Consider the following 21,919-nt stretch of genomic DNA (forward strand, 5'->3'; position numbering starts at 1 on the left):
TGCTAATATCGCGGATGAAATGGATGCCGCAGGCTACAACAACGCCCACGTTGCCCGCATCAAGAAACAGGTCGAGCATTACCTGAATGCGCGGGACACTGTGCGTCTGGGCAGCAACGAAAGCCTCGATCTGAAGGCCTACGAGGCTGATATGCGGCACTTGATCGACACATTTCAAAGCCGATGAGCCCCGCAAAATCTCACCATTCGACGGCATGAGCCTCCTTGAGCTCAGCTCGTTTGGGAGGACGTGCTGGACGAATAGGGTCACCATTCCCCGCAAAATCAAGCAGTCCAGCGAGCGTAAAATCCAGGATCTAGCTGACCGCACAAGGAATCTTCTCACTACGCTTTACTACAAGGGGACAGGCCGTATCCCTTGGCGCCGGAAGAAGATCGGATTGAAAGGCAACCTTCTTTGTCATCTTTGCATCACGGTCAGTCTGCTCGAGATTGACCGCTGCAAACCGGGAGCACGAGCGGGCCGGGCAAACGTTGCAACAGATCCTTCAAGGAAATTCATTGACTCTTAGCAACTCCGGTTCGCTGTGAATGGTAGGCTTATTGCAACGTCTGAGGTCAGTGGGGTCCAAACCGTGGCGCCGCTTATTCTCCGACCCGCCGAACTGCGTGCAATTTCGGCTAAAGGCAATGGCAAGAAGAGCGCCCATCTTGTTTGTTCGACACAGCCATATCGGCTCAAAACAGTATCTTCACGGCCACCGACATTGTCCGGTCGGTGGACAATCAACCATATAATTTGGTTCGAAAGCCGCAACATCTGTGGAGAACGCGAAATGACAAATTCAGTAGGACGAGTGCCCAGGCTTTCCAAGTGGCTTGGTCCTGACCAATGCTGACACTGGTCAGTCGCCTACGGACGGCAGCGCATTTAGATCGCCTTCGAATCCTAGGTCTTTGCGCGCACGCGGACCTAACTGTCTGCCAGCTAGCGGAGATTCTGGGTCTGCGTCGTGAGCACGTTGTACGACACGTCCGGCTACTGGCCAGAGCCGACTTTCTTTACTGCAACGAACAACGCCCGTGGTGCTCGTACCATCTCAAAGCAGCAGGTAAGGACGGCGGGCTGGTTCAGTTGTTGGTTGATCTCCTGCCCCACGGCGATGACTATCACAAACGAGACCTTCAACGGCTCGAAGCGACACAAGACGCGCCGTCAAAGGGGATCGCATGCTTGACCGTGAAATAGATCCAATTGGAGCGCGAAACCACCATGGACAACTCCGCCGACGGCGCCATCGCGCCGCCCGACACTTGCGGACGGTCTCGCTTGGCGGCCTCTGGCCCACGCGCTTCTGGACCGAGGTTATGACCTGGTCACCGGGGGCACTGACAATCACATGCTGATCCTTGATCTTCGCGATCGACCACTATCAGGCAAGGCCTATGCCGAGCGGTTAGCGAAGGCAGGCATCATTACGAACTTTAATATGGTGCCGGGGGACCCGCGCCATCCTGAGGTCACAAGCGGAATTCGCCTGCGGGCGCCAGCAGTGACGTCAATGGGCTTGCGCGATGTGGAAACCGTGCAAATTGCTGGCTTCATGGACTCCGTCCTCCGGCGAGCCAGAAGACGAAGATCTCCATGCCTGCTTGCGAAGAGACGTTGCCGACCTGTGCGCTGCGTTCGAGGTCCCGGGCCTCACCGACAGGTAAGGTGGGCTAAGCAAAATGCCCCATACAACTCCAACACCCGAAGCGAGGCATTTCATGGCTAGGCAGTTCGTGTTCTCTTCCGAATCGGTTGGCGCGGGACACCCGGATAAGTTGGCCGACAACATCTCGGATGCCATCCTCGATGCCATCCTCCGCACCGACCCCAAGGCGCGCGTCGCCTGTGAAGCGTTGGTAAAATCAGGGATGGTCGTTCTGGCTGGCGAGATTACCAGCGATGCGCAGGTGGATTATAGCCAAGTTGCGCGCGATACGATTCTCGATATTGGATACGACGACGAGGCCGTCGGCTTTGACGGCCGGCGTTGCTCCGTCGTTCATGCACTCACCGAGCAGTCGCCCGACATCAGCCAGGGCGTTGACGAGGGACGAGGGCAGGACCTCCAACAGGGAGCGGGAGATCAGGGCCTCATGTTCGGCTACGCATGCCGCGAAACCGATACTCTGATGCCTTTGCCGATCCAGCTCGCTCATCGCTTGACGAAACAACAGGCAGATGTCCGGAAAGCACGACAGCTTGGCTGGTTGCGTCCTGACATCAAATCCCAAGTCTCAGTGCGCTATGAGGGGTTGCGCCCGGTCGCCCTGGATACCATCGTCGTATCGACCCAACATGACGAGCAGGTCTCGCAAGAGACGGTCCGCGAGGGCGTCATTGAGGAAATCATAAAGCCTGTCCTGCCGACCCACCTGGAGACGGAAGGCATCAGAATTCTGGTCAACCCGACGGGGAGGTTCGTAGTCGGCGGGCCGCGCGGCGACTGCGGTCTCACTGGACGCAAGATCATCGTCGATTCCTATGGTGGGATGGGTCGTCACGGCGGCGGCGCCTTTTCGGGCAAGGACCCGTCCAAGGTTGACCGCTCAGCTGCCTATGCGGCCCGGTATGTCGCAAAGAATATCGTCGCTAGCGGACTTGCGGACGTCTGCGAGGTGCAGCTTGCTTACGCAATCGGCGTGGCCAGTCCGGTTTCTGTCATGGTCAACACGTTCGGGACAGCGAGGGTTGAGGAAAGAAGGATCGAGCGCCTCATTCTTGAGTTGTTCGATCTCAGACCGAAGGGCATTATCAAGATGCTTGATCTCTTACGCCCTATATACCGCAACACCGCGACCTATGGCCATTTCGGCCGTGAAGAGCCTGATTTCACCTGGGAGAAGACAGACAGGGCCGACGAATTGCGTCGGGAGGCAGGACTTGCCGCCCCGTGAGGGCTGGCGCCGAACGGATTGGCAATCGGAAAGCCCATTCCCACTGGCCAGACCCGCCCGCGGCCGGCATGCCTGAAAGCCGGTGGGCTTTTGGGAGACATCATTGATGCCGGACTATGACGTGCTTTGTATCGGGAATGCCATCGTCGACATCATCGCCGAGTGCGACGAGGCGTTCCTGGAGACGAACGGCATCATCAAGGGCGCAATGAACCTGATCGATACGAGGCGCGCCGAACTGCTCTACAGCCGCATGGGCCCGGCGATCGAAGCCTCGGGCGGCAGCGCCGGCAACACGGCGGCGGGCGTGGCCTCCTTCGGTGGTCGCGCCGCCTTCTTCGGCAAAGTCTCCAACGACGCGCTCGGCGAAATCTACGCGCACGACATCCACGCGCAGGGCGTCGCCTTCGACACAAAACCGCTCGACGGCGAACCACCGACGGCGCGCTCGATGATCTTCGTCACGCCGGACGGCGAGCGCTCGATGAACACCTATCTCGGCGCCTGCATCGAACTCGGCCCGGAGGACGTCGAGGCCGACAAGGCCTCTGGCGCGGCGGTCACCTATTTCGAGGGCTATCTGTGGGACCCGCCGCGCGCCAAGGAGGCGATCCGGCAGACGGCGAAGCTCGCCCATGCCGCCGGGCGCGAAGTGTCGATGACATTGTCGGATTCGTTCTGCGTCGACCGCCACCGCGACGAATTCCTCGATCTAATGCGCTCCGGCACCGTCGACATCGTCTTTGCCAACAGCGACGAGATCAAGTCGCTCTACCAGACCGCGGCCTTCGACGAGGCGCTGGCGCAGATCCGCAGGGATTGCAAGATCGCCGCCGTCACCCGCTCGGAAAGGGGCTCGGTGATCGTGCGCGGCGACGAGACGGTCACCATCGAGGCGACCAAGATCCGGGAGCTGGTCGACACCACCGGCGCCGGCGACCTCTACGCTGCCGGCTTCCTCTACGGCTACACGCAAGGCCGCAGCCTCAAGGATTGCGGCGATTTCGGCTCGCTGGCGGCCGGACTGGTCATCCAGCAGATCGGCCCAAGGCCAAGGCAGAATTTGCGTCGCGAGGCGGAGCAGGCGGTATTGCTGTAGGTGGGGAGCCAAGAACCAGCTGCGCACCCTTCTTAATCCAGCCCGAGCCTTTTCTTCAGTTCCGCATTCTCGTTGCGGAGACGATCGGCAAGCAGGCTCTTTAGCCGCTTGTTTTCTTCCTCGAGCGCGACGAGATCCTTCAGCCCGTCACTGTCCGCCGCCGGCGCCGCCGCCTTCTTCCAAAGATAATATGTCTGTTCCGAGATGCCGGCTTGCTTCACCGCACTCTTGAGAGTAGCGCCGCCGCCGATCGAGGTCTCGATCTGCGCCAGCTTCTGGGCACGATCCTTCGCGGAGTAGCTCTTTCGGCCTGTTCGCGCTGACGGCGGTGCTTCAGTGGCCGCGGATATCGGCTTGGCGCCGTTCTTGCGGGCAGGCGAGCTCGCCTCAGCTTCTGGCTTCCTCGACCGCCGCGCTCTCGCCTTCGGTTTTGGCGTTTCCGTTTTGTCTGCCGGTTCGCTAACTACTGCTGACTCGGTTTCCAGAGGATTGGCCATGAAATGCTCCACTCGCGGTTCGTGCAAAGGTTCAGCATCAAGGACCACTACAGTAGAGTCAACAAGCTGACGATTTAACGGCTCGACTTCCTTTGTTGTCTCGGCCATCGCCGCGGCGATGTCGAAATTGCCCCAGATGGAACGTGCGGATTTTTGATAATTGCGCTTTTGTTTGACTTCCACGGTGAATGGTCGCGTCTGCCGCCTCATAGTTCCTTCCTGAATAGGAGAATGAAGTCGCCGCTCGAATTTTTGGCGCTTCCTGCTTAGCGCGGAGCATTATCGTATAGCCGCTCAACAGGCAAGTGATGCCGGTCTTCGATGGCTGACCCATCTGGGGGATTTGAGCGGCTTCGCGCGTCCTGCGCATGCCTGTAAGGCCGCCAAGTTTTCTGGGTTAGCAGGCGCGCACTGTGGCAGCTTGGCTTGTACGGCGAGGCCATGGTTGAGTGAGGCGAAACAAATCCAGCCCCGCGGTCAATCCCGAGGCTTCCCACAATGGCGAAGAGAACATCTTCACTCGTTCCTTTTGAGCACAAGACCTTCCGTTCGCTATGGTCGGCTGCACTCATTTCGAACCTTGGCACCCTAGTGGAAGGTGCGGCGGCAGCTTGGCTGATGACGAGCATCGCCACCTCCCATGGAATGGTGGCGCTCGTCCAGTCATCGACCACCCTCCCCTACATGATCTTCTCGCTCGCGGCGGGAGCGCTCGCGGACAAGTTTGACCGTCGCCGGATCATGTTGACTGCGCAACTGCTGATGGTCTGCGTATCCGCCTTCCTGGCGTTCCTGACCTATGCGGGGAATGACACCCTGGACCCTTCTGGGTCTCACCTTCCTAATCGGCTGTGGTTGGGCATTGCACGATCCCTCTTGGCAAGCCTCCATGGGAGATATCCTGCCTCGCGAACACCTGCCAAGCGGGGTTGCGCTCAACGGCATGAGCTACAATCTCATGCGCAGCATCGGGCCGGCGATTGGCGGCATAATCGTGGCCACAGCCGGTGCGGCCTTCGCGTTCCTCTTCAACGTCCTTTGCTACTTCGCTCTGATCGCTGCGCTGTTGCGATGGAAAAGCCGAACGGGCACGACAAGCGCTGCCGCGGGAGGCTTTCGGCAGTGCGATGGCGGCGGGCTTCCGTTACGTGCTCTTGTCGCCGAACCTTCTCAAGGTGATGTGCCGGAGTTTCATTTTCGGCCTCACCGCCGTTGTTATTTTGGCTCTCCTGCCGTTGGTCGCTCGCGAACAGATCAAAGGGACCGCAGTCACCTACGGCGTGATGCTCGGCTTCTTCGGCCTGGGAGCGATTTGCGGCGCGCTCCTCATCGGGCGGGTCCGAGAAGTTCTCTCCAACGAATGGGTCATTCGCGGTGCATTCTTTGTATTGGCGATCAGCTGCTTCTTTCGGGCATGGAGCGAGCACGTTGGGCTGAGCTGTCTCAACCTCATGCCAGCCGGTGCGGCCTGGATTCAATCATTCTCGCTGTTTAACGTCACAGTGCAGCTTTCGGCGCCGCGGTGGGTGGTTGGACGCGCCCTCTCTCTATCAGACGGCCACATACGGCGGCATGGCGGCGGGAAGCTGGCTTTGGGGCGAACTGGCGGATGTCCAAGGTGTTTCGGGAGCCTTGCTCGTCCGCCAGCTGGTTCTTGTGATTGGGGGACTGATGGGCATCCTTCTGCGTCAGCCGGATTTTGAAACGCTCAATCTGGATTCCGACCAACAAGTTCAGCGAACCGACGCTGCAACTTGACCTGCGGCCACGAAGCGGTCCGATCATGGTGATGGTCGACTATCGTGTCGATCAGAGAGATCCAGACTCGCCCACAATAATTATCTGAATTTCAGCAGTAATTTTTGATCGCCCATTCGTGCTGTGTACCAGCCCTGTGTCTTGCGCAAGTGGTCACGAACGGCTGCCGGAGCCTCGAAGACGCCCTAAAAACACATGCTGCGATTTTTGAACACGCTTGACGTGTTAGATTAATTCATCCACAATGCGTGTGTTGAACACGCGAGGTGAGTTATGAACATGAAAGAGCTTAGGGTTCGACTGGGCATGACTCAAAAAGATTTGGCAGAGCAGATGGCAACGACGCAACAGACTGTGGCCCGTTGGGAAACAGGCAAAACGCAGTTGAACGTCGAGCAGATCAAGGACCTTTGTCTCACGTTGAAATGCACGGTCGAGGAGCTGCTGGGCTGGAAGATTGATGTCGAGGAGTGGCGCACGAGCCCGTTTGCAATTGCCGATGCCGAAACGCGATACGGCACGCTCAGAATCAAGACGACTGTTGGCAGCCGCCAATATCCTATCGATGAAAAGGCGCGTGAATCGATTTTACGTCAGTTGAAGGAACTTCATAATCTTCGTAGAAATAACACAAGCAGGCCATGGCTGTATTGTTGGAGCCTTGACAACAAAATACTCTTGATAAATCCGCAATATGTCCGCACCATTGAGCTTATCGGTGACGATGTAGAGGAGATGCCAGAGTATTATCATCCAGAAATCTATCGGGCTTTGGATGACTGGGATAAGGGTGAGGTTTCAGGAAAGCTGAAGAAAGAATGCGATGCCATCATCGCAGAGATGGGTGATCAGGAAGCCGTGCGCATGGCCTCCTATGTTCGCGTCACATATGACGACGGAGAAGATGAGTGGAACTTCTTGGATGAAGAAACCGCTACGACTTTCTTCGGATTGGAAGCTGCGACCTTTGACGTTCCCCAGTGTAGTTTCGCCGAAGTGGAGGAAGAAGGTTACTACCGAGCGCGATACGCCAACCTTGATCGCGTCGCGGTGATGGAGGTTCCAAGCGACCGTTATCACAGATTGACCGCGCCCGAGGAAGCTTAGAACCATCCACGAAGGGCGCATGTTACATCTCGACCTTGCGTGGTGCGTTTTCAATACGAGATGACGTTAAGCGTAGGTAGTGGCAGGTAAGAGTGCTCGACCAGAAGCTCAACTGCCTCCTCAATATCGCTGCCGATGTGCCGCAGGACACGTCCACGGGAGCGTGGATAGGCGTGAACTTCCTGCACTCCACGGTCCGCTCTCCCATCGCCGGTGTGTGCCCGACGCCATCTTGTGGACGAGCTTGGCCGCCTGCACCCGGTTGTATTCCGGCTTGCGGTCCGCCTGGGGGTCCGCCGCGATGGCTATCTCCATGTCAATCGGCGCCGAACTTTGACTGCCCGCTGCTTTTGATGAATTTGGCGAGGTCCCGCGCATAATCACTCTTGGTCTTCTCCTTGAGGCCCTGTGTCGCGAACTTGTGGTCCAGCAGGGCAAACAGGTCCAAGTCCCCCTCCGCCCGTGGCGCTGGCTTGCCCTCACCGCCCTCGGCTTCATTGGGGAACCGCTTCTGCGCGCTGCACCGTGGCGATTGTCCGCCCAAGACGCATCACAAGATCGAACGCCAAACCGTGCGCGTGCACGACGATTTGCCGCTCAGGCCTCATTTGGACAGGACTTGAGCTGGCCCGGTGGTTTGAGCCGGGTTACCTTGAGCCTGGGCTGCGAACAAGCAGTTCGAGACATTGGCCTCGATCACTTCGCAACACGCCGCTGCGCCTGGCCTCGGTGTGCTCCCCTCGAAATCGTTGTGTCATATCCCCGAGGGCATCACGGCCAACAGCTTCCACATGGGCAACAGCCTCGCCATTGAGCCGAATATGGTCGCGAGCAGATCACCAACGAAGCGGTCGGAACCTCGGAGCCGAAGTTCGACGCCGAGGTGGTTCGCATGATGCGCTAGCAGCACCACGGCGCTTGCCGGTATGTTTGCTGCCGGCAGCCGACGGACTCCTATCCTCCTGGACAAGGGCGCCGTGCGTCGTTGCTTTGATTTACCGGCCGCTCAAGGCTTCCACAGTTTTCGCTTTCGAGGCGACCTTTGGAATATGCCAACGGAAATTTAACATAACGACATAAACATTTCTTTATGCGGCGTTGACAAAGAAGCGAACTGCTGTAATTGTCTCCCGCGTCGTGGTTCTCCGTACGGCGCTGCCGCAGCGGAGCTAAGAGGGAAGCCGGTGCGATGCCGGCGCTGCCCCCGCAACTGTTAGCGGCGAGCCAACCCCACTCATGTCACTGAGGCGAATAGCCTTGGGAAGACGGGTAGAGGCTACGACCCCGCGAGCCAGGAGACCTGCCACGGCGAATTACGTCCACGGGCGGGGTGTCTCGGTGGCCGCTGCAGCCTGGCGTTCGTGCCGGCCTGCTAGCGCCTTCCTTGTCACCGACGCCCCAACCATCGGGGTCTGGCATGACTGTCTCTCAGCAAATTCCTGTAGCAACGCTCGGCGTGCCCCGCTTCGGTCGTCGGCGAGAACTGAAATTCGCGCTTGAAAGCTACTGGTCCGGAAAATCGTCCGCTGCCGACCTTCTCACGACCGCGAAGGCGCTCCGTGCCGCTAGCTGGGAGGAGCAGCACGATCGCGGCGTGTCGAAAATCCCGTCGAACGACTTCTCGCTCTACGACCATGTGCTCGACACCGCAGCCATGGTCGGCGCCGTTCCATCCCGTTACGGCTGGAATAGCGGCGAGGTTCCACTTGACATCTACTTCGCAATGGCGCGGGGCAACCAGGGTCAGACGGAGGATTGTCGACACGCTGGTCACCAGCAGGCGGCTCATCGGTCTGATGTAACCGCGATGGAAATGACCAAGTGGTTTGACACCAACTATCACTACATTGTGCCGGAACTCAACGATGATCAGACGTTCGCCCTCTCGTCGACGAAACCGGTCGACTACTTCATCGAGGCTAAAGCTCTCGGCGTTCACACACGCCCAGTCATCCTTGGACCGATCACCTTCCTCAAGCTGGCGAAATCGCCTGCCGAAGGATTCGATCCCATCGCGCTGCTGCCGCGGCTGCTGCCCGTCTACGAGCAACTCCTGCAGAGGCTGAAGCTGTCTGGAGCCGACTGGGTGCAGATCGATGAGCCAGCGCTTGTCCTCGATCTGAACCCGAACGAACGAGCTGCGTTCGAATTCGCCTATGGCCAGCTGTCGAAAGCCGCGCCCGAGCTGAAGATCATGCTGGCTACCTATTTCGGGCCGCTGGGAGACAATCTCGAAACCGCGGTTTCTCTGCCCCTGGCCGGGCTGCATATTGATCTCGTGCGCGCTCCCGAGCAGCTGGAAACGGTGGGTCGGCTCGCACCGAAGGATCTGGTGCTCTCGCTTGGCTTGATCGATGGCCGCAACGTCTGGCGTGCGAACCTGCCCGCCATTCTCGACCGCATCAAACCGATCGTCGCCGGCTGGCCCTTGGACCGCGTCGAGATCGCGCCTTCTTGCTCGATGCTGCATGTGCCGATCGACCTCCGCATGGAGACGGAACTCGACGCGGAGATCAGGTCGTGGCTCGCCTTCGCGGCCCAGAAGACCGACGAGTTGGTGTTGCTTGCCCGGGCCCTGTCCCAAGGCAGGGATGCGGTGGCAGGCGCGTTGAAAGCGTCTGCCGAGGCTGCCGCCACTCGCGTGACATCCACGAAGATCCATGACCCGCTGGTTGAGGGGCGGATCGCCAGCATTGACGACAGCATGAAGCGACGAGAGAGCGCTTTTGCCGAGCGCTCCAGAGTCCAGGCCGGCACGCTCGGGCTGCCGCCGTTCCCGACGACGACCATCGGGTCCTTCCCGCAGACGCCGCAGGTACGCAGGGCGCGGGCCGCTCATGCGAAGGGCCAGCTGAGCTATGTCGACTACGAGACCTTCCTGAAGAAGGAGATCGAGGCTGCAATTCGCTGGCAGGAAGAGATCGGGCTGGACGTGCTGGTGCACGGTGAGTTCGAACGAAACGACATGGTACAGCATTTCGGCGAGCAGCTGTCCGGCTTCGCCTTCACCCAGCATGCCTGGGTGCAGAGCTATGGGTCGCGTTACGTGCGCCCCCCCATCATCTTCGGCGACGTATCGAGGCCCAAGCCGATGACGCTGCGCTGGTGGCAATTCGCCCAGTCGCTTACGGAAAACCCTGTGAAGGGAATGCTCACAGGCCCGGTGACCATTCTCAACTGGTCTTTTGTTCGCGACGACGTACCCCGCTCCGAAGCATGCCGCCAGATCGCGCTCGCCATCCGCGACGAGGTGACGGATCTCGAATGGTCCGGCGCAAGGATGATCCAGATCGATGAGGCCGCGTTTCGCGAAGGATTGCCACTGCGCCAGTCTGATTGGAACGACTATCTCAACTGGGCTGTCGAATGCTTCCGGATCGCTTCAACGGGTGTAAAGGACGCGACTCAAATCCATACCCACATGTGCTACTCGGAGTTCAACGAGATCATCGACGCGATCGCTGAAATGGATGCGGATGTCATTTCGATTGAGACGTCGCGCTCGAAGATGGAACTGCTGGACGCCTTCACGAGCTCCAAATATCCGAACGAAATCGGTCCCGGAGTCTACGACATTCACTCACCACGCGTCCCGGAAGTCGGCGAGATTTCGGATCTCGTCATGCTTGCCCGCGAGCGACTGTCGGATTCCCAACTGTGGGTAAACCCGGACTGTGGCCTCAAAACACGCAAATGGGAGGAGGTCCGCCCTGCCCTGATGAACATGGTCGATGCAGCACGTGCGCTCCGGTAGAAAGTGTAGGCCGGAGGGTTTCCTGGTTGCTCACCATGTGGTGAGTGACCGGCTGCCGCATGTCGGCCGTGAATGTGCCAAAACGCGATCACATCTTTTGAAATAAGTCACTCGAGCGAGAATGTGCACTTTCCTTCGGCACGTGTATTAATCGCGCAGGAGTAAAGGGTACCGTTTTCTCCCTGTGACGTGTCGAGTTCGAAGGGGATGTGATTGGCGTCGAGACCGCTCCGGCCATGGGTTATCAGCATGCCAAGTGCACTGTTCTCGATCAGTTCGTAGCGGACTTCTCGGCTCGGTTCATCGAAATGCGCGGGTACATACATGGCAGGTTCCTTCGCTGGCCGCCGGGTTCGCTATTCACCGGTTGACATCCGATGGCAAGCGTTCCAACGCGGCGGCGATCTGGCGCTTCGCTGCTGAGGGCAGAGGCAGGATGGGACGCGGGGGGTCGGCACGGCAAATGTCGAGCAATTCGGCAAGTGCATAGACGACGCGAAGGCTCGAGAACTCCTTGAAGAGGCTCCAGAGCGGCGCAAGCGCGGCATCGATCCGTCGCGCTTCGGCCGCATCGCCCTGCTGCGCCGCTGTGACGATCTTTGTGCAGACCTCGGGCAGGATGCCCGCGAGGACGCTGTACCATGTGTCAGCGCCAGCGATCATGGCCTCTGCAGCGTTCCAGTCGCCGCTGTAGCCGATCGAGAACCCTTCCGGCACAGTGCGCCTCTGGTCGGCCAGATGGCTCTTGATCGCATCGCCCTTGTCTGTCGGATTCTTGATAGCGACAATCCCACCCACCTTTGCCAGGCGGCTGACGAGTGCTGGGGTGAAATGGAAATGCGTCGTTCCTGGATTGTCGTAGACGACGATCGGCAGGCCGCTCTCGCACGCCACCGTCGAGAAATGTTCGAACACCTCGTCATCAGTGAGCGGGGTGTAGGAGGCGGCCGCAAGCAGCCCCGCGGCAGCTCCAAGGGCCTTGGCGTCCTGCGCGAACCTCACTGCTTCATCGGTGCGCAGCGCGCCCACACCCACCAGGAGCGGCATTCGCCCCGCGATTTCGTCCAAGGTCTCGGCGAGCGTCCGTCGCCGTTCCTCGCGCGACAGATACATGTAGGTGCCGGTGCTGCCGAGAAGACCGATGGAGTCGACCTGAGCGGCGCAAAGCCTGGCAATCAGCTTGCGCAGAGCAACGGTATCGGCACGGCCGTCACGATCGGTCGGCGTGATGGGAAACGCGGAAAGGCCGCTCAGGAATGCCATGGCAAGGCTCCGGGTTTGTACGCGAGCGCGGGACTGGCCGGACCACAGGTCATCACAAGGCGTCCAGAGCCCGCCGCATGTCGGCGATCAGGTCCTCGGCGTCTTCAAGACCCACCGAGAGACGCATGAGGTCCTCGCCGACTCCATCGGCCAGATGCGCATCCTTGCGGATCGGCTGACGAGCACGGGTCAGGCTTGCCGGATGATAGATGAGGCTGTCGGCATCGCCGAGGCTGACAGCCCGGGTGATCAGGTTGAGCCGGTCCATCATCCGCCGCGCGCCCTCGAACCCAGCGTGGAGGCCAAAGGCCAACATGCCCGACCCTTGGGACATCTGCTTTCGCGCCGTCACCTGATCAGGGTGCGAGTCGAGGAAGGGATAACTCACCCATGCCACCGCCGGGTGCGCCTCGAGCGCCTGAGCCACCGCAAGGGCCGTGGCGCTGTGCCGTTCCATGCGCAGCGTGAGCGTCTTCAGACCGCGCAGGATCAGGAAGGCTGACATGGGCGAGAGCGCTGCGCCGGTGATGTAGCGCAGGCCCGTTTCGTGCAGAGTGCGGAGCGTTTGCGCGTCGCCGAGAATCGCCCCACCAAGGGCATCGCCGTGCCCATTGATGTATTTGGTCAGCGAGTGGAGCACGAGGTCTGCCCCATGTTCGAGCGGCCGCTGGAGCGCGGGGGAGGCGAAGGTGCTGTCGACTGCAACCTTTACACCGCGCGCGTGGGCGCGCTCGGCAATGGCAGCGATGTCTAGGATGCGGCTCAGCGGATTCACCGGCGTCTCGAAGAAAACAAGCCGGGTCCGCTCGGTGATCGCGGCATCGAGATTGTGAGGATCGGACAGGTCGACCGCGACGACCTTGATGCCGAAGCGGGGGACCGCCTGTTCGACCATGGCAAGCGTGTTCGCATAAAGTGTCTTGTGGACGATGAGTTCATCGCCTTGGGACAGGAGCGACAAGATCAGTGTGCCGAAAGCCGCCATCCCCGAGGCAACGACCAAACCTGCCTCGGCTCCTTCCAGATTGGCGAGCCGTTGCTCGAGGATCTCCGTCGTCGGATTGTATTCGCGCGCATAGAGCCTTCCGCCAAGCGCGGCGGCGGCCTCGTTCGCTGCCACGCTTTCGAATCCATAGGTCGAGGTCAAGAAGACTGGCGGCTGAACGGCATTGGAAAAGCCGGCCGGATCGTAGCCATGATGGATCGCCCGAGTGGCGAATCCGGGACCGGTGTCGTTGAGCGACCGCGTGAGAGCATCGGTTTCGGATTGATAGGAACGGGTCATTCGGCCTCTAAGATATTTCTTGGGTTTCCGAAAGATTGACGGCAAACTGGCCAATGGGAAATATCCAGTTGGCGATGAATGAAATGGTCCAGTCTTCAAGTGCCGGTTCTGCAGGTCGCTCGCACGCGATGGGTGCACGCCAGATCTACGAGGCTCTTCGCGAGCAAATCCTCGGCGGCGTCTATGAAACCGGTAGTCAGCTGCCGTCCTCCCGCGGCCTGGCAAATGACCTTGGGATTTCGCGAACGACGGTGACGGTCGCCTATGACCAACTGACCGCGGAAGGTTTTATCGAAGTCCGTCAAGGCGCACGACCTCGCGTTGCATCCTCGCTGATCGGTCCTGAGACGAGCCGCACCGTCGCGAAACGAGTCGGCCCGGTTCATCTGTCCGCCTATGGCGAACGACTGCGCGTTACGCCGCCCTGGCCGGATTATCTGCCGACTGGACTGAAGGTCGATTTCCGCTATGGCGACCTGGCGCCGTCAGACTTCCCCGCATTGGTCTGGAAACGTGCGATGAACGAGGCGATGGGGCAGCGCCCGTTGCGTCTTGCCTATGACGACCCTCGCGGCTCGCGCCGGCTGCGCCAGGCGCTCCAGGGCTATCTCTGGCGCGCCCGAACCCTGAGCTGCGACCTCGAGCAGATCATCATCGTCAACGGTTCGCAGCAGGGCCTCGACCTGTGCGCGCGCCTGCTTCTCGATCCCGCCGACCGCTTTGTTATCGAGGACCCGTGCTACAGGATGGCGCGTCAGGTCTTTGCCAGTACGGGTGCCTCGCCCATCCCGGTCACCGTCGACGAGGACGGGATGAAGACGGAGTTGCTGGCGGGGATCGGGGCGCGACTGGCCTATGTCACGCCATCGCATCAGTTTCCGCTGGGCGGCGTCATGCCGATCGCGCGCCGCCACCAGCTTCTGGAATGGGCGAGGCACAACAACGCCTATGTGATCGAGGACGACTACGACAGCGAATATCGCTACGACATCAATCCGGTCCCTCCGCTGCACAGTCTTGAGGACCACGGGGCTGTCATCTACCTCGGCACGATCTCCAAAACGCTCTCGCCGATGCTGCGTATCGGCTATCTCGTCGTCCCGCCGGAATTGCAGGAGGTCTTCGCTACCGCCAAACAATTCGCGGACCGGCATTCGCCGGTGGCTGAACAGGAGGCTCTGGCCTCTTTGATCGAGAGTGGCGGCTACGCAACCCATGGGCGGCGCGTGCGCATGCGGAACGGCGAGCCGCGGGGGACGTTGCTGGGCGCCTTGCGGCGCAGCTTCGGCGATCGCATCGCTGTCCAGGGAGCAGAGGCCGGTCTGCACGTCGTCGTTTGGTTCGACGAACTGCCGCGATCGCGGGAAACGACCCTGGTCGAAGCCGCCCGAGGCGCGGGCCTGGGGCTACACCTGATCTCGCCCCTTTACGAGCGGCAGTCGGACGAAGGCCACATCGATCGCGTGGGGCTTGTCATGGGCTATGCCGCCTTGAGCATTCGGCAGATCGAGAAGGGCGTTGAGGTCCTGCGAGCGGTTGTCAGGCAGGTACAAGACGCGTTGCCGGGACACGGTGGCTAAAACGGCGGGGACGTGGCGTGCTGGCGAGGAAACCGACCCTTGGGCTGAACCGCGTTTCGTTGCAAAGCCAACTGGACTGGGAAAACGCCATACCATGCTGTTGATCAGGCCAGTTTGGCGGTAGATTTTCGTGCGAGACGAATTTCCGAAAGCGATGCATGACCCGGCAAGGAAAGCTGCTTCACATCCATATCGCGCCCGCTGCCTCCTATGAAATGGAGGATCTGGAGGAGGCGTAGCTTGTTGCCGGCCGAGGTGGGCTCGAGCACCCGCAAGACATAATCGACGATCTCTATCAGGCCTTGTCCACCGCCGAATGATGGAATTATCCAGCGCATGGTGCGGCATGCACCATGGCGACGCCAGAAGATCTGGACGCTCGACAAGCACCTTTCTTGAAACATTTCCCGAACCACCCGCAGCGCAAAGCCTCCCCATGAGAAAAGAGCATCCCATGTCTTTCACGCCATTGATTGCCCCGAGATCAAGGCCCGCTACCGGGATTTTCATCTGATCAGCATTGTGGTGCGGAACGCTGGAATCGACGTGCCGGATGCACAGGCGTTGAACGGCACGATTGCGGCGGCGGAACAGGCGGCGCTTCGCGATGACGCCCAAAGGGACGCGCGTCTTGCGGCGTGGGCCCTTGCCTACGAGGCTTTCGGCACAAAGGCCAATCGAACGCCGTGCTCGGCCGCCGCGCTTCTCAAGCGGGTGCGGAAAGATGGCTCTCTCCCGCGGATTTCCCCACTGGTTGATGCCTACAATGCCGTCAGCGTGTTGTATGGCGTTCCGATTGGCGGGGAGGGAGCGGAGCCATTCGACACGATCCAGCAAGGTGAAATGGTAACCGAGCATCCCGAACCGGGCGAAGTCATCTGGTGCGATGATGCCGGTGTCACGTGCCGCCGCTGGAACTGGCGGCAGGGGCGGCGCACCATGGTCACGGCCGATACCCGCGCCATGTGGCTCGTGCTGGAAGCCCTCGGCCCAGTGTCAGCTAAACAGATGACGGGCACCGGAGAGCATCTGATGGGACTTATCCAAGCGTTGTGCCCGGGTGCGCGAATCGAAACCGCGCGGATCGACGAGTCCACCTACATCTCGTGTCCCTTAGGGCATGGCCCACCTTTCGGAGAAACACCCCACTCAGCCCTGTCCGGATCTGGCGCTCCTTGCTCGCTCCGCTGGCCTACACAGTTGATTGCGAACGACCCAGAACGGCTCTCGAAAACGAGCGTCGAACGAAATCAGATCACTGCTTGTTCTCCCTTAGCGTTGTTTGGCGTACTTTTATCGCGATGCCTCCAGTGGGGATGGTCCAAATTGCGCAAGCTCGGTCGAGTGATCGCGGAGAAGCTTAATGTCGACTAAATCGAAATTCATGGAGCGGTACGGACAACGGGTGCGAACCCGGGACGTCGTCCCGGTGTCGTCAGGCTCTCCCGTCCGACTGAGCCTCAGTTTTCTTCACGGCGCGAATACTCCTGAGGCTGCCCGGATTCTCGTTAAGGGACAGCTGCCGCTCAGGACGGCCCACGCGATACTCACGGAGATGGTCGATCACGGCAAGGCGTTCGTGACGGTTCCTTGCGTCGACGACCTATTGGCACTGAAGAATGAACTGTCGTCCGCAGGCGTGATCGCGAAGGTTCATGCGCCGCGGCCGATAAGTGTTCGCGAAGTCCGGGATCGCACGAAGCTCTCTCAGGAGGCATTCTCCGTGAGGTATGGCCTCGATCTGGCAACGCTTCGAAACTGGGAGCAAGGTCGCTCGAAACCGGATGCAGCGGCGAATACTCTCCTTTGGACCATCGCCCGGAATCCGGAAGCAGTCGAAGAATCGCTGGACATGGAGGACGAAGTGGCTGCCCCTTCGCCCTAAGGGGGCCGATCACTTCGGCGCGCGGCAATTCGGCCGCCAGCGCGATGACCGGCCGCCGCGCGGTATCGACAGCGCGCGAGCCTCATGCGTCAGACGCCTTCCTTGGCATGTCGCACGCCAGATCCCAACCATGATTCCATCGCAACGAGCTGGTGACGGAAGCAGTGTCTGCACTTTGGAAACGAGCCATTTGCGTTCTCATGGACGTCGCGACTCGTCTCGTCCAGTAAAAGTCGCAATCATTGTCGATTGCGATGTTCCGCAGTCAGCTGGCCGTTTATTTTCCTAAGATCTGCGTTACAGGCCGGGGCGTTGTCGCCGTTTCGGCGGGTAAAATGGGATAGGCGAGCTCGGGTGCCTTTCCGGTCAGCGAGTTGAGGAAGGCAACAAGCAGGTCGACTTCTTCGTCCGCCAGTACCACGCCAAGCTGGGTGGTTCCCATGATGGCAACGGCCTGTTTCAGATCCCAAACCTTGCCCGAATGAAAGTATGGCGCGGTGAGTGCAACGTTGCGCAGCGGCGCCACGCGGAAAACATAGGAATCGTCGGCTGCATTGGTGACCGCAAATCGGCCCTTGTCTTTTTCCGGCAGGACCTCGGCGCTGGGCTGTTCCACGAGGCCGAATGGGTAATAGGCTTCCCCACCAACGTTGATGCCGGCATGGCAGGACGAGCAGCCTTTGTCCATGAAAAGCGCCAGGCCCTGTTTCTGTTCGGAAGTCATGGCAAGCTCATCACCATTCAGGAAGCTGTCGAAGGGGGCCGGCGTGACCAGTGTCGCCTCGAAGGCTTCGATTGCCTTGGCGAAGTTGTCGAAGGTGACCCGATCGGCTTCAGCCGGAAAAGCTGCATCGAACCACTCGACATATTGCGGCATGGACTTGAGCGTGGCGATGACTTGGCCCGGTGTATTGGCCATTTCGATGCCGGCTTGGACCGGTCCCTTCGCCTGAGCCTTCAGGTCTGCGGCACGACCATCCCAGAACTGGGCGATGTTGAAGACAGCGTTCAGCACAGTCGGCGCGTTGCGCTGTCCCTTCTGCCAACCATGGCCGATCGAGGTTTCATGATTGTCGTCGCCGCCGGTGGCCAAGTTGTGGCACGAGTTGCACGACAAGACGCCTGACGCCGAGACGCGTGGATCGAAGAACAGTGCCTTGCCGAGGGCGATCTTCTCCGGTGTGATCGGGTTGTTAGCGACTACCGGCGTGGTGGGTGGCAAAGCCTTGAAAGTGGCCAGTGCCGTTTCTCTGAGGTCTGCGGGGATCGAATCCGCAGCAAAAGCGGTGGCTGTCAGCAAGGGGACAGCCATCGTACTGAATAGGATTTTCATAAATGATCTCGCTGCGTCGTGCACGCAGCCACTCTGGGATATGCGGCTCATGAACGCCCTGCGCTAGATCAGTTGCGGGAGAGGACCGGGTGGTCTGACACCTGTTTTCGCGGCAGAGCTTGGACCGTCCCGGAATTGAACGCTCTTCTCGATTGGATTTCAGGGAGGCGGAGGATCGCTGCTCGGCAAGCGGCGGCGCCGGAGCCCGGAGCCGTGCTTCGGTTCTCTCTGCGCCTTCAACTATGAAGAAATCGGGGCCACCTGTCCGATTCGGTTTGGGGCCGGTTATCTGTTCCGCAGCAGGTCCTGCTCGACTTCCGCCTGCCTTCGCCAGATCGACGTGGGCCCAAATCGATCCGCGATAGTGTCTTGTAGCACCTTTGCGGGACGATCTTATTTCGACTGTAGAGGGCCGTTTCGGGTGAGCAAAATTACACGAATTTCAAAGGGCGCCCGAGTAGCTGTTTTGATTGGCTTGTGAGGCCTATAGCCTCCATCGAGCGAATATTGGCAGACGACGGAGCACAATTTTGGCTTCGTTTATCAGCTTCGATCGGCCAACTGCTTTGCTATAATTACAGGGCAATTTACCGTCATGAATTCGAGAGAACCAAGTCCCACGCAGTGATTTTTACACCGGAAGCGTTGCAGTCCTGTCGCGAGAAGCTTGTTTGTTCGCTATAGTACGCTCCAGATGCCGGCGAAATCTCGATACAATAACCTCGTCGGCGTTCCCGCTCCGGCTTCAGATACGACTGCGACGCCTATACTTGCGCTTTTCCACTGCCCGACATGCAGGCAGCGAGCCATTGCATCGCGGAGGTTGCATCTTCCAATATGGCGACCTGTTCCCCAAAGCGGAAAAAAGTCTTGCGCGCTGCGCTCGCAGGTATTCGTCTGTTGTATGCATCAAAGCACGCCGTGAGAGCGGCTTCGTAGATCCGGTCTCTGCCATCTTCTGGCCATTCGTTGAGAAAATCGATAGCATCCGCAGGACTGGCAATCTCTTGCACGATGTGCGCTGCCCGCCTTACGAAAAATGGGCTGCTGAAAGTCCCTGAGCTCATTCGTTCCTCCCGACCTGCTGAACCGCTAGTTTGCGTGAACAGGCGCCTCCTCTACACCCGCCCACCATTGCGGAATGTGTTGTCACAGCGATAGCGGTTCAATAGCAAAGCAGCGGCGTGATGTCCTCGGTTTACCAGCGGGCCAAACCCTAATATCCTGCTGCGAGAGCGGCTCACCGGATGAATCTACATCGTTTCGACCATTGCGAATCAACGCTTGATAGTTCCTCCACGCGCCATCAGGAAGCGGCCACTGCTCTGCCACCGATTTCACAGCCAAAGAGAGGATTGCGAAACAGAAATAGCCCGCTTCGTTTCGAGATTACTGGTCATTTCGGCGCAAAGCTTACGGCCGAGACGCGCCTGAAAATGCGCAAGCACCGCGGCAGCTCGCCAACAACGGACGGATCAACGGTCACGACGGCGGGATACCGCGCCGTAGATCTCGCTGGACGAACATCGCAACAATCCTGTCGAGACCTTTGTTGCTTTCAGCGGCGACCGCCACTATGAAGCGACGCTTCGCCGACAGTGTTTCACGCCGCCTGGAGAGTTTCATGACAGAAGAAGCCGAAAAAAACATCGACACCCTCATCGAGCTCACGGCCGATGTCGTCTCAGCCTATGTCTCCAACAATCCGATCCCGGTGGGGGATCTCCCTGCCCTCATCGGCCAAGTGCACGCGGCTCTGAAAGGGACGGCCCGAGGTGTCTCTACAGAAGAGCCGGTTGCCCTTACGCCTGCAGTCCCGATCAGGAAGTCGGTGACACCGGACTACCTCATCTCCCTTGAGGACGGGAAGAAATTCAAATCGCTAAAGCGCCATCTGTCGACCCACTATGGGCTGACGCCAGATGGATATCGGGCCAAATGGGGCCTGCCGGCGGATTATCCGATGGTCGCGCCGAACTACGCCGCGGCGCGCTCTTCATTGGCCAAGACGATGGGGCTCGGCCGCAAACCGAAAGCGCCGGAAGCGCCGGAGCCGGCGCCGACGAAGCGAACCCGCAAGAAGGTCGCGGCTTGATTTCGGCGATCGAGATTCGTTCTGGAGGGTTGCAGCCATCGGCTTAATCTGCTCGTCATATAAAAAGGCGGGGCCAACCCCGCCTTCCTTTCAAACAACTTTGTTTCATGAGGAATTCGCGACGCCTGCAGCAATCTGCTGCCCTCAGTTTTTGCTCGCTCCTATCGAGCGGCCGTGAGGACCTCCGGACCTACGCGCCCACTCTTGCCAGGACGCAGGAGAAAATTTCAACCAGCTTTGCTGAGGCTGCCAGCGGAGGATTTGCCGGTGCGGCGATCCTGCTCGATCTCATAGTTGATCTTCTGGCCGTCAGCGAGGGTCGAGAGGCCCGCGCGTTCGACAGCGGAAATGTGGACGAAAACATCCGGACCGCCATTGTCGGGCTGGATAAATCCAAACCCCTTGGTGCTGTTGAACCACTTTACCGTTCCAGTCGGCATATACGTGTTCCTCCTTAACAATTGCAACGTGGGCAGGCCATCAGGCCTGCCCGACTCATAGCCGAGACTTGGGCGCAGCAAAAAGCGAAAAATTGTTAAACCCCGATCAGCTGCCGCACTCCATTTTGGCCGAAGTCGCCAGCAAGCACTGTCCTACACTACCGCTCGAGCGTGGCCGGAAGCGCCCGGATCCTTCCAACGCTCCTCAGCCCCACGTCTACGGCTGGTGCTTGGAGGCACGGGACGTAAGGCCGACCGCTGCTCGTGCCGCCAGGTCAAAGGCCGGGTAGTTCACGGAGCTACCTTCGTGCATAACGGCTTGGCAAGCGCTTGAAGGAGTTTCGAATTGGATTGTTTCAAGAGGGTCGAGGGGTTGATCGATGCCACCAGCGTGGAAGCGATCGATAACGCGCGCGTTTTGCTGGACCAGTTCAAGGGCAAGTCAGAAACAATCGCCCAAGCGATCGACGACTTCCTACTTGATTTCATGACCTTGCTGTTTGTGGTAGAAGCTACCCGCGAGCGGTTCCACAATCCGGCGAGGCGGTTGGCGCGTATCAGATTGAGCAGGATCAGGCTGTTACTCACCCGATGCTCTTGACCTAAGGGACCACGCCGCCAGGGATGCGTTTGCAGCCGCAAAGAAGGCAAAATCTGTTCGCCGGCAAACCGAGCACAGCCAGTCGGTATTTACGCAGATGAATTCGACCGCGACCGCCAAATTCTCCTGTTTGGTACCCAGCGACGACGGCAAGCGCGGACAGCTTCCGTGCTGCTGTCCTCCAGCGACAAACGTGCCTGCATGCCCCTCTACGGCGAGCTCGACGGTTGTTTCTTACGTCTGACCAAGGTCCCGCGCAAACACTCCCCTTTCCTTTCGCGCAGCAACTCATCAGGCTCAACGACCTCGCGGCAG

The 21,919-nt window shown here is 59.5% G+C and carries 18 protein-coding genes, 3 pseudogenes and 1 riboswitch; of the genes and pseudogenes, 13 read left to right on the forward strand and 8 right to left on the reverse strand.

Annotated features, from left to right (window positions below):
- Positions 1 to 19: 19 nt before the first annotated feature.
- The 4 genes and pseudogenes from NKH12_RS08025 to NKH12_RS08040 all read left to right on the forward strand — a co-directional run bounded on the left by NKH12_RS08025 (position 20) and on the right by NKH12_RS08040 (position 4,006).
- Positions 20 to 187: a hypothetical protein gene (locus NKH12_RS08025; protein ID WP_352952617.1), complete on the forward strand. Its 168-nt coding sequence runs from the start codon at positions 20 to 22 to the stop codon at positions 185 to 187.
- Between the two features lie 1,108 nt (positions 188 to 1,295).
- Positions 1,296 to 1,677, forward strand: a pseudogene (glyA, locus tag NKH12_RS08030) (serine hydroxymethyltransferase); the annotation flags it as partial.
- A 54-nt stretch (positions 1,678 to 1,731) separates the two neighbouring features.
- The gene (metK, locus tag NKH12_RS08035) at positions 1,732 to 2,907 is read left to right on the forward strand and encodes a methionine adenosyltransferase (RefSeq protein ID WP_352952618.1); all 1,176 of its coding nucleotides are present in this window, start codon (positions 1,732 to 1,734) and stop codon (positions 2,905 to 2,907) included.
- 106 nt (positions 2,908 to 3,013) lie between these two features.
- Positions 3,014 to 4,006, forward strand: a complete 993-nt coding sequence (locus tag NKH12_RS08040) for an adenosine kinase (RefSeq protein ID WP_352952619.1) — start codon at positions 3,014 to 3,016, stop codon at positions 4,004 to 4,006.
- A 32-nt stretch (positions 4,007 to 4,038) separates the two neighbouring features.
- On the opposite strand, the gene NKH12_RS08045 is transcribed toward NKH12_RS08040, so the two are convergent.
- Positions 4,039 to 4,713 (reverse strand): transposase, encoded by a 675-nt coding sequence (locus NKH12_RS08045; RefSeq protein ID WP_352952620.1) that lies wholly within the window; start codon positions 4,711 to 4,713, stop codon positions 4,039 to 4,041.
- Positions 4,714 to 5,001: 288 nt separating this feature from the next.
- On the opposite strand from NKH12_RS08045, the pseudogene NKH12_RS08050 reads away from it, so the two are divergent.
- Positions 5,002 to 6,322, forward strand: a pseudogene (locus NKH12_RS08050) (MFS transporter); the annotation flags it as partial.
- Positions 6,323 to 6,534: 212 nt separating this feature from the next.
- Complete coding sequence (locus NKH12_RS08055; RefSeq protein ID WP_352515945.1) at positions 6,535 to 7,368, forward strand: helix-turn-helix transcriptional regulator; 834 nt, start codon at positions 6,535 to 6,537, stop codon at positions 7,366 to 7,368.
- Between the two features lie 316 nt (positions 7,369 to 7,684).
- Here the strand turns inward: NKH12_RS08055 and NKH12_RS08060 are convergent, their stop codons facing one another.
- On the reverse strand, positions 7,685 to 7,816 hold the full coding sequence (locus NKH12_RS08060; protein ID WP_023679681.1) for a hypothetical protein: 132 nt from the start codon (positions 7,814 to 7,816) through the stop codon (positions 7,685 to 7,687).
- A 673-nt stretch (positions 7,817 to 8,489) separates the two neighbouring features.
- Positions 8,490 to 8,690: riboswitch (cobalamin riboswitch) on the forward strand.
- A gap of 95 nt (positions 8,691 to 8,785) precedes the next feature.
- Between NKH12_RS08060 and metE the strand changes: the two genes are divergently transcribed.
- Complete coding sequence (gene metE, locus NKH12_RS08065; RefSeq protein WP_352952653.1) at positions 8,786 to 11,122, forward strand: 5-methyltetrahydropteroyltriglutamate--homocysteine S-methyltransferase; 2,337 nt, start codon at positions 8,786 to 8,788, stop codon at positions 11,120 to 11,122.
- Positions 11,123 to 11,229: 107 nt separating this feature from the next.
- Here the strand turns inward: metE and NKH12_RS08070 are convergent, their stop codons facing one another.
- Genes NKH12_RS08070 through NKH12_RS08080 form a run of 3 tightly spaced genes read right to left on the reverse strand, consistent with a single transcriptional unit; the run spans position 11,230 to position 13,670 of the window.
- Positions 11,230 to 11,448: an FMN-binding negative transcriptional regulator gene (locus NKH12_RS08070; RefSeq protein ID WP_352480447.1), complete on the reverse strand. Its 219-nt coding sequence runs from the start codon at positions 11,446 to 11,448 to the stop codon at positions 11,230 to 11,232.
- A gap of 34 nt (positions 11,449 to 11,482) precedes the next feature.
- Positions 11,483 to 12,385 (reverse strand): dihydrodipicolinate synthase family protein, encoded by a 903-nt coding sequence (locus tag NKH12_RS08075; protein WP_352952621.1) that lies wholly within the window; start codon positions 12,383 to 12,385, stop codon positions 11,483 to 11,485.
- Positions 12,386 to 12,437: 52 nt separating this feature from the next.
- Positions 12,438 to 13,670 (reverse strand): trans-sulfuration enzyme family protein, encoded by a 1,233-nt coding sequence (locus tag NKH12_RS08080; protein ID WP_352684087.1) that lies wholly within the window; start codon positions 13,668 to 13,670, stop codon positions 12,438 to 12,440.
- Between the two features lie 83 nt (positions 13,671 to 13,753).
- On the opposite strand from NKH12_RS08080, the gene pdxR reads away from it, so the two are divergent.
- From pdxR to NKH12_RS08100, 4 genes and pseudogenes are all read left to right on the forward strand, one after another.
- Entirely contained in the window at positions 13,754 to 15,250 is a 1,497-nt protein-coding gene (gene pdxR / locus NKH12_RS08085; RefSeq protein WP_502910764.1) for a MocR-like pyridoxine biosynthesis transcription factor PdxR, read from the forward strand.
- Between the two features lie 158 nt (positions 15,251 to 15,408).
- Positions 15,409 to 15,486: pseudogene (locus NKH12_RS08090) on the forward strand (MOSC domain-containing protein); the annotation flags it as partial.
- Positions 15,487 to 15,796: 310 nt separating this feature from the next.
- The gene (locus NKH12_RS08095) at positions 15,797 to 16,624 is read left to right on the forward strand and encodes a B3/B4 domain-containing protein (protein ID WP_352952622.1); all 828 of its coding nucleotides are present in this window, start codon (positions 15,797 to 15,799) and stop codon (positions 16,622 to 16,624) included.
- The gene (locus tag NKH12_RS08100; protein WP_352952623.1) at positions 16,614 to 17,135 is read left to right on the forward strand and encodes a helix-turn-helix domain-containing protein; all 522 of its coding nucleotides are present in this window, start codon (positions 16,614 to 16,616) and stop codon (positions 17,133 to 17,135) included. Before NKH12_RS08095 ends, NKH12_RS08100 begins: the two co-directional genes overlap by 11 nt.
- Positions 17,136 to 17,412: 277 nt before the next feature.
- Here NKH12_RS08100 and NKH12_RS08105 read toward each other — a convergent pair whose 3' ends face one another.
- The gene (locus tag NKH12_RS08105) at positions 17,413 to 18,468 is read right to left on the reverse strand and encodes a cytochrome-c peroxidase (protein ID WP_352952655.1); all 1,056 of its coding nucleotides are present in this window, start codon (positions 18,466 to 18,468) and stop codon (positions 17,413 to 17,415) included.
- A 764-nt stretch (positions 18,469 to 19,232) separates the two neighbouring features.
- On the reverse strand, positions 19,233 to 19,535 hold the full coding sequence (locus NKH12_RS08110; protein WP_352952624.1) for a DUF982 domain-containing protein: 303 nt from the start codon (positions 19,533 to 19,535) through the stop codon (positions 19,233 to 19,235).
- A 557-nt stretch (positions 19,536 to 20,092) separates the two neighbouring features.
- Between NKH12_RS08110 and NKH12_RS08115 the strand changes: the two genes are divergently transcribed.
- Positions 20,093 to 20,563, forward strand: coding sequence for a Ros/MucR family transcriptional regulator (locus NKH12_RS08115; protein ID WP_352615682.1), 471 nt, complete (start codon positions 20,093 to 20,095; stop codon positions 20,561 to 20,563).
- A gap of 227 nt (positions 20,564 to 20,790) precedes the next feature.
- Here the strand turns inward: NKH12_RS08115 and NKH12_RS08120 are convergent, their stop codons facing one another.
- The gene (locus NKH12_RS08120; protein WP_023679670.1) at positions 20,791 to 21,003 is read right to left on the reverse strand and encodes a cold-shock protein; all 213 of its coding nucleotides are present in this window, start codon (positions 21,001 to 21,003) and stop codon (positions 20,791 to 20,793) included.
- Between the two features lie 373 nt (positions 21,004 to 21,376).
- Between NKH12_RS08120 and NKH12_RS08125 the strand changes: the two genes are divergently transcribed.
- Positions 21,377 to 21,604: a hypothetical protein gene (locus NKH12_RS08125; protein ID WP_352473851.1), complete on the forward strand. Its 228-nt coding sequence runs from the start codon at positions 21,377 to 21,379 to the stop codon at positions 21,602 to 21,604.
- The last annotated feature ends 315 nt before the right edge of the window (positions 21,605 to 21,919 follow it).

The organism is Mesorhizobium sp. M1322, from assembly GCF_040318085.1.
Lineage (GTDB): Bacteria > Pseudomonadota > Alphaproteobacteria > Rhizobiales > Rhizobiaceae > Mesorhizobium.

Excerpts from the sequence above, each read along its gene's own strand:
- NKH12_RS08115 (WP_352615682.1), top strand. The coding sequence starts at position 20,093 with ATGACAGAAGAAGCCGAAAAAAACATCGACACCCTCATCGAGCTCACG.
- NKH12_RS08055 (WP_352515945.1), top strand. The coding sequence starts at position 6,535 with ATGAACATGAAAGAGCTTAGGGTTCGACTGGGCATGACTCAAAAAGAT.
- metE (WP_352952653.1), top strand. The coding sequence starts at position 8,786 with ATGACTGTCTCTCAGCAAATTCCTGTAGCAACGCTCGGCGTGCCCCGC.
- NKH12_RS08080 (WP_352684087.1), bottom strand. The coding sequence starts at position 13,670 with ATGACCCGTTCCTATCAATCCGAAACCGATGCTCTCACGCGGTCGCTC.
- NKH12_RS08040 (WP_352952619.1), top strand. The coding sequence starts at position 3,014 with ATGCCGGACTATGACGTGCTTTGTATCGGGAATGCCATCGTCGACATC.
- NKH12_RS08025 (WP_352952617.1), top strand. The coding sequence starts at position 20 with ATGGATGCCGCAGGCTACAACAACGCCCACGTTGCCCGCATCAAGAAA.
- NKH12_RS08070 (WP_352480447.1), bottom strand. The coding sequence starts at position 11,448 with ATGTATGTACCCGCGCATTTCGATGAACCGAGCCGAGAAGTCCGCTAC.
- NKH12_RS08110 (WP_352952624.1), bottom strand. The coding sequence starts at position 19,535 with ATGAGCTCAGGGACTTTCAGCAGCCCATTTTTCGTAAGGCGGGCAGCG.
- NKH12_RS08105 (WP_352952655.1), bottom strand. The coding sequence starts at position 18,468 with ATGAAAATCCTATTCAGTACGATGGCTGTCCCCTTGCTGACAGCCACC.
- NKH12_RS08075 (WP_352952621.1), bottom strand. The coding sequence starts at position 12,385 with ATGGCATTCCTGAGCGGCCTTTCCGCGTTTCCCATCACGCCGACCGAT.
- metK (WP_352952618.1), top strand. The coding sequence starts at position 1,732 with ATGGCTAGGCAGTTCGTGTTCTCTTCCGAATCGGTTGGCGCGGGACAC.
- pdxR (WP_502910764.1), top strand. The coding sequence starts at position 13,754 with ATGGTCCAGTCTTCAAGTGCCGGTTCTGCAGGTCGCTCGCACGCGATG.
- NKH12_RS08100 (WP_352952623.1), top strand. The coding sequence starts at position 16,614 with ATGTCGACTAAATCGAAATTCATGGAGCGGTACGGACAACGGGTGCGA.
- NKH12_RS08045 (WP_352952620.1), bottom strand. The coding sequence starts at position 4,713 with ATGAGGCGGCAGACGCGACCATTCACCGTGGAAGTCAAACAAAAGCGC.
- NKH12_RS08120 (WP_023679670.1), bottom strand. The coding sequence starts at position 21,003 with ATGCCGACTGGAACGGTAAAGTGGTTCAACAGCACCAAGGGGTTTGGA.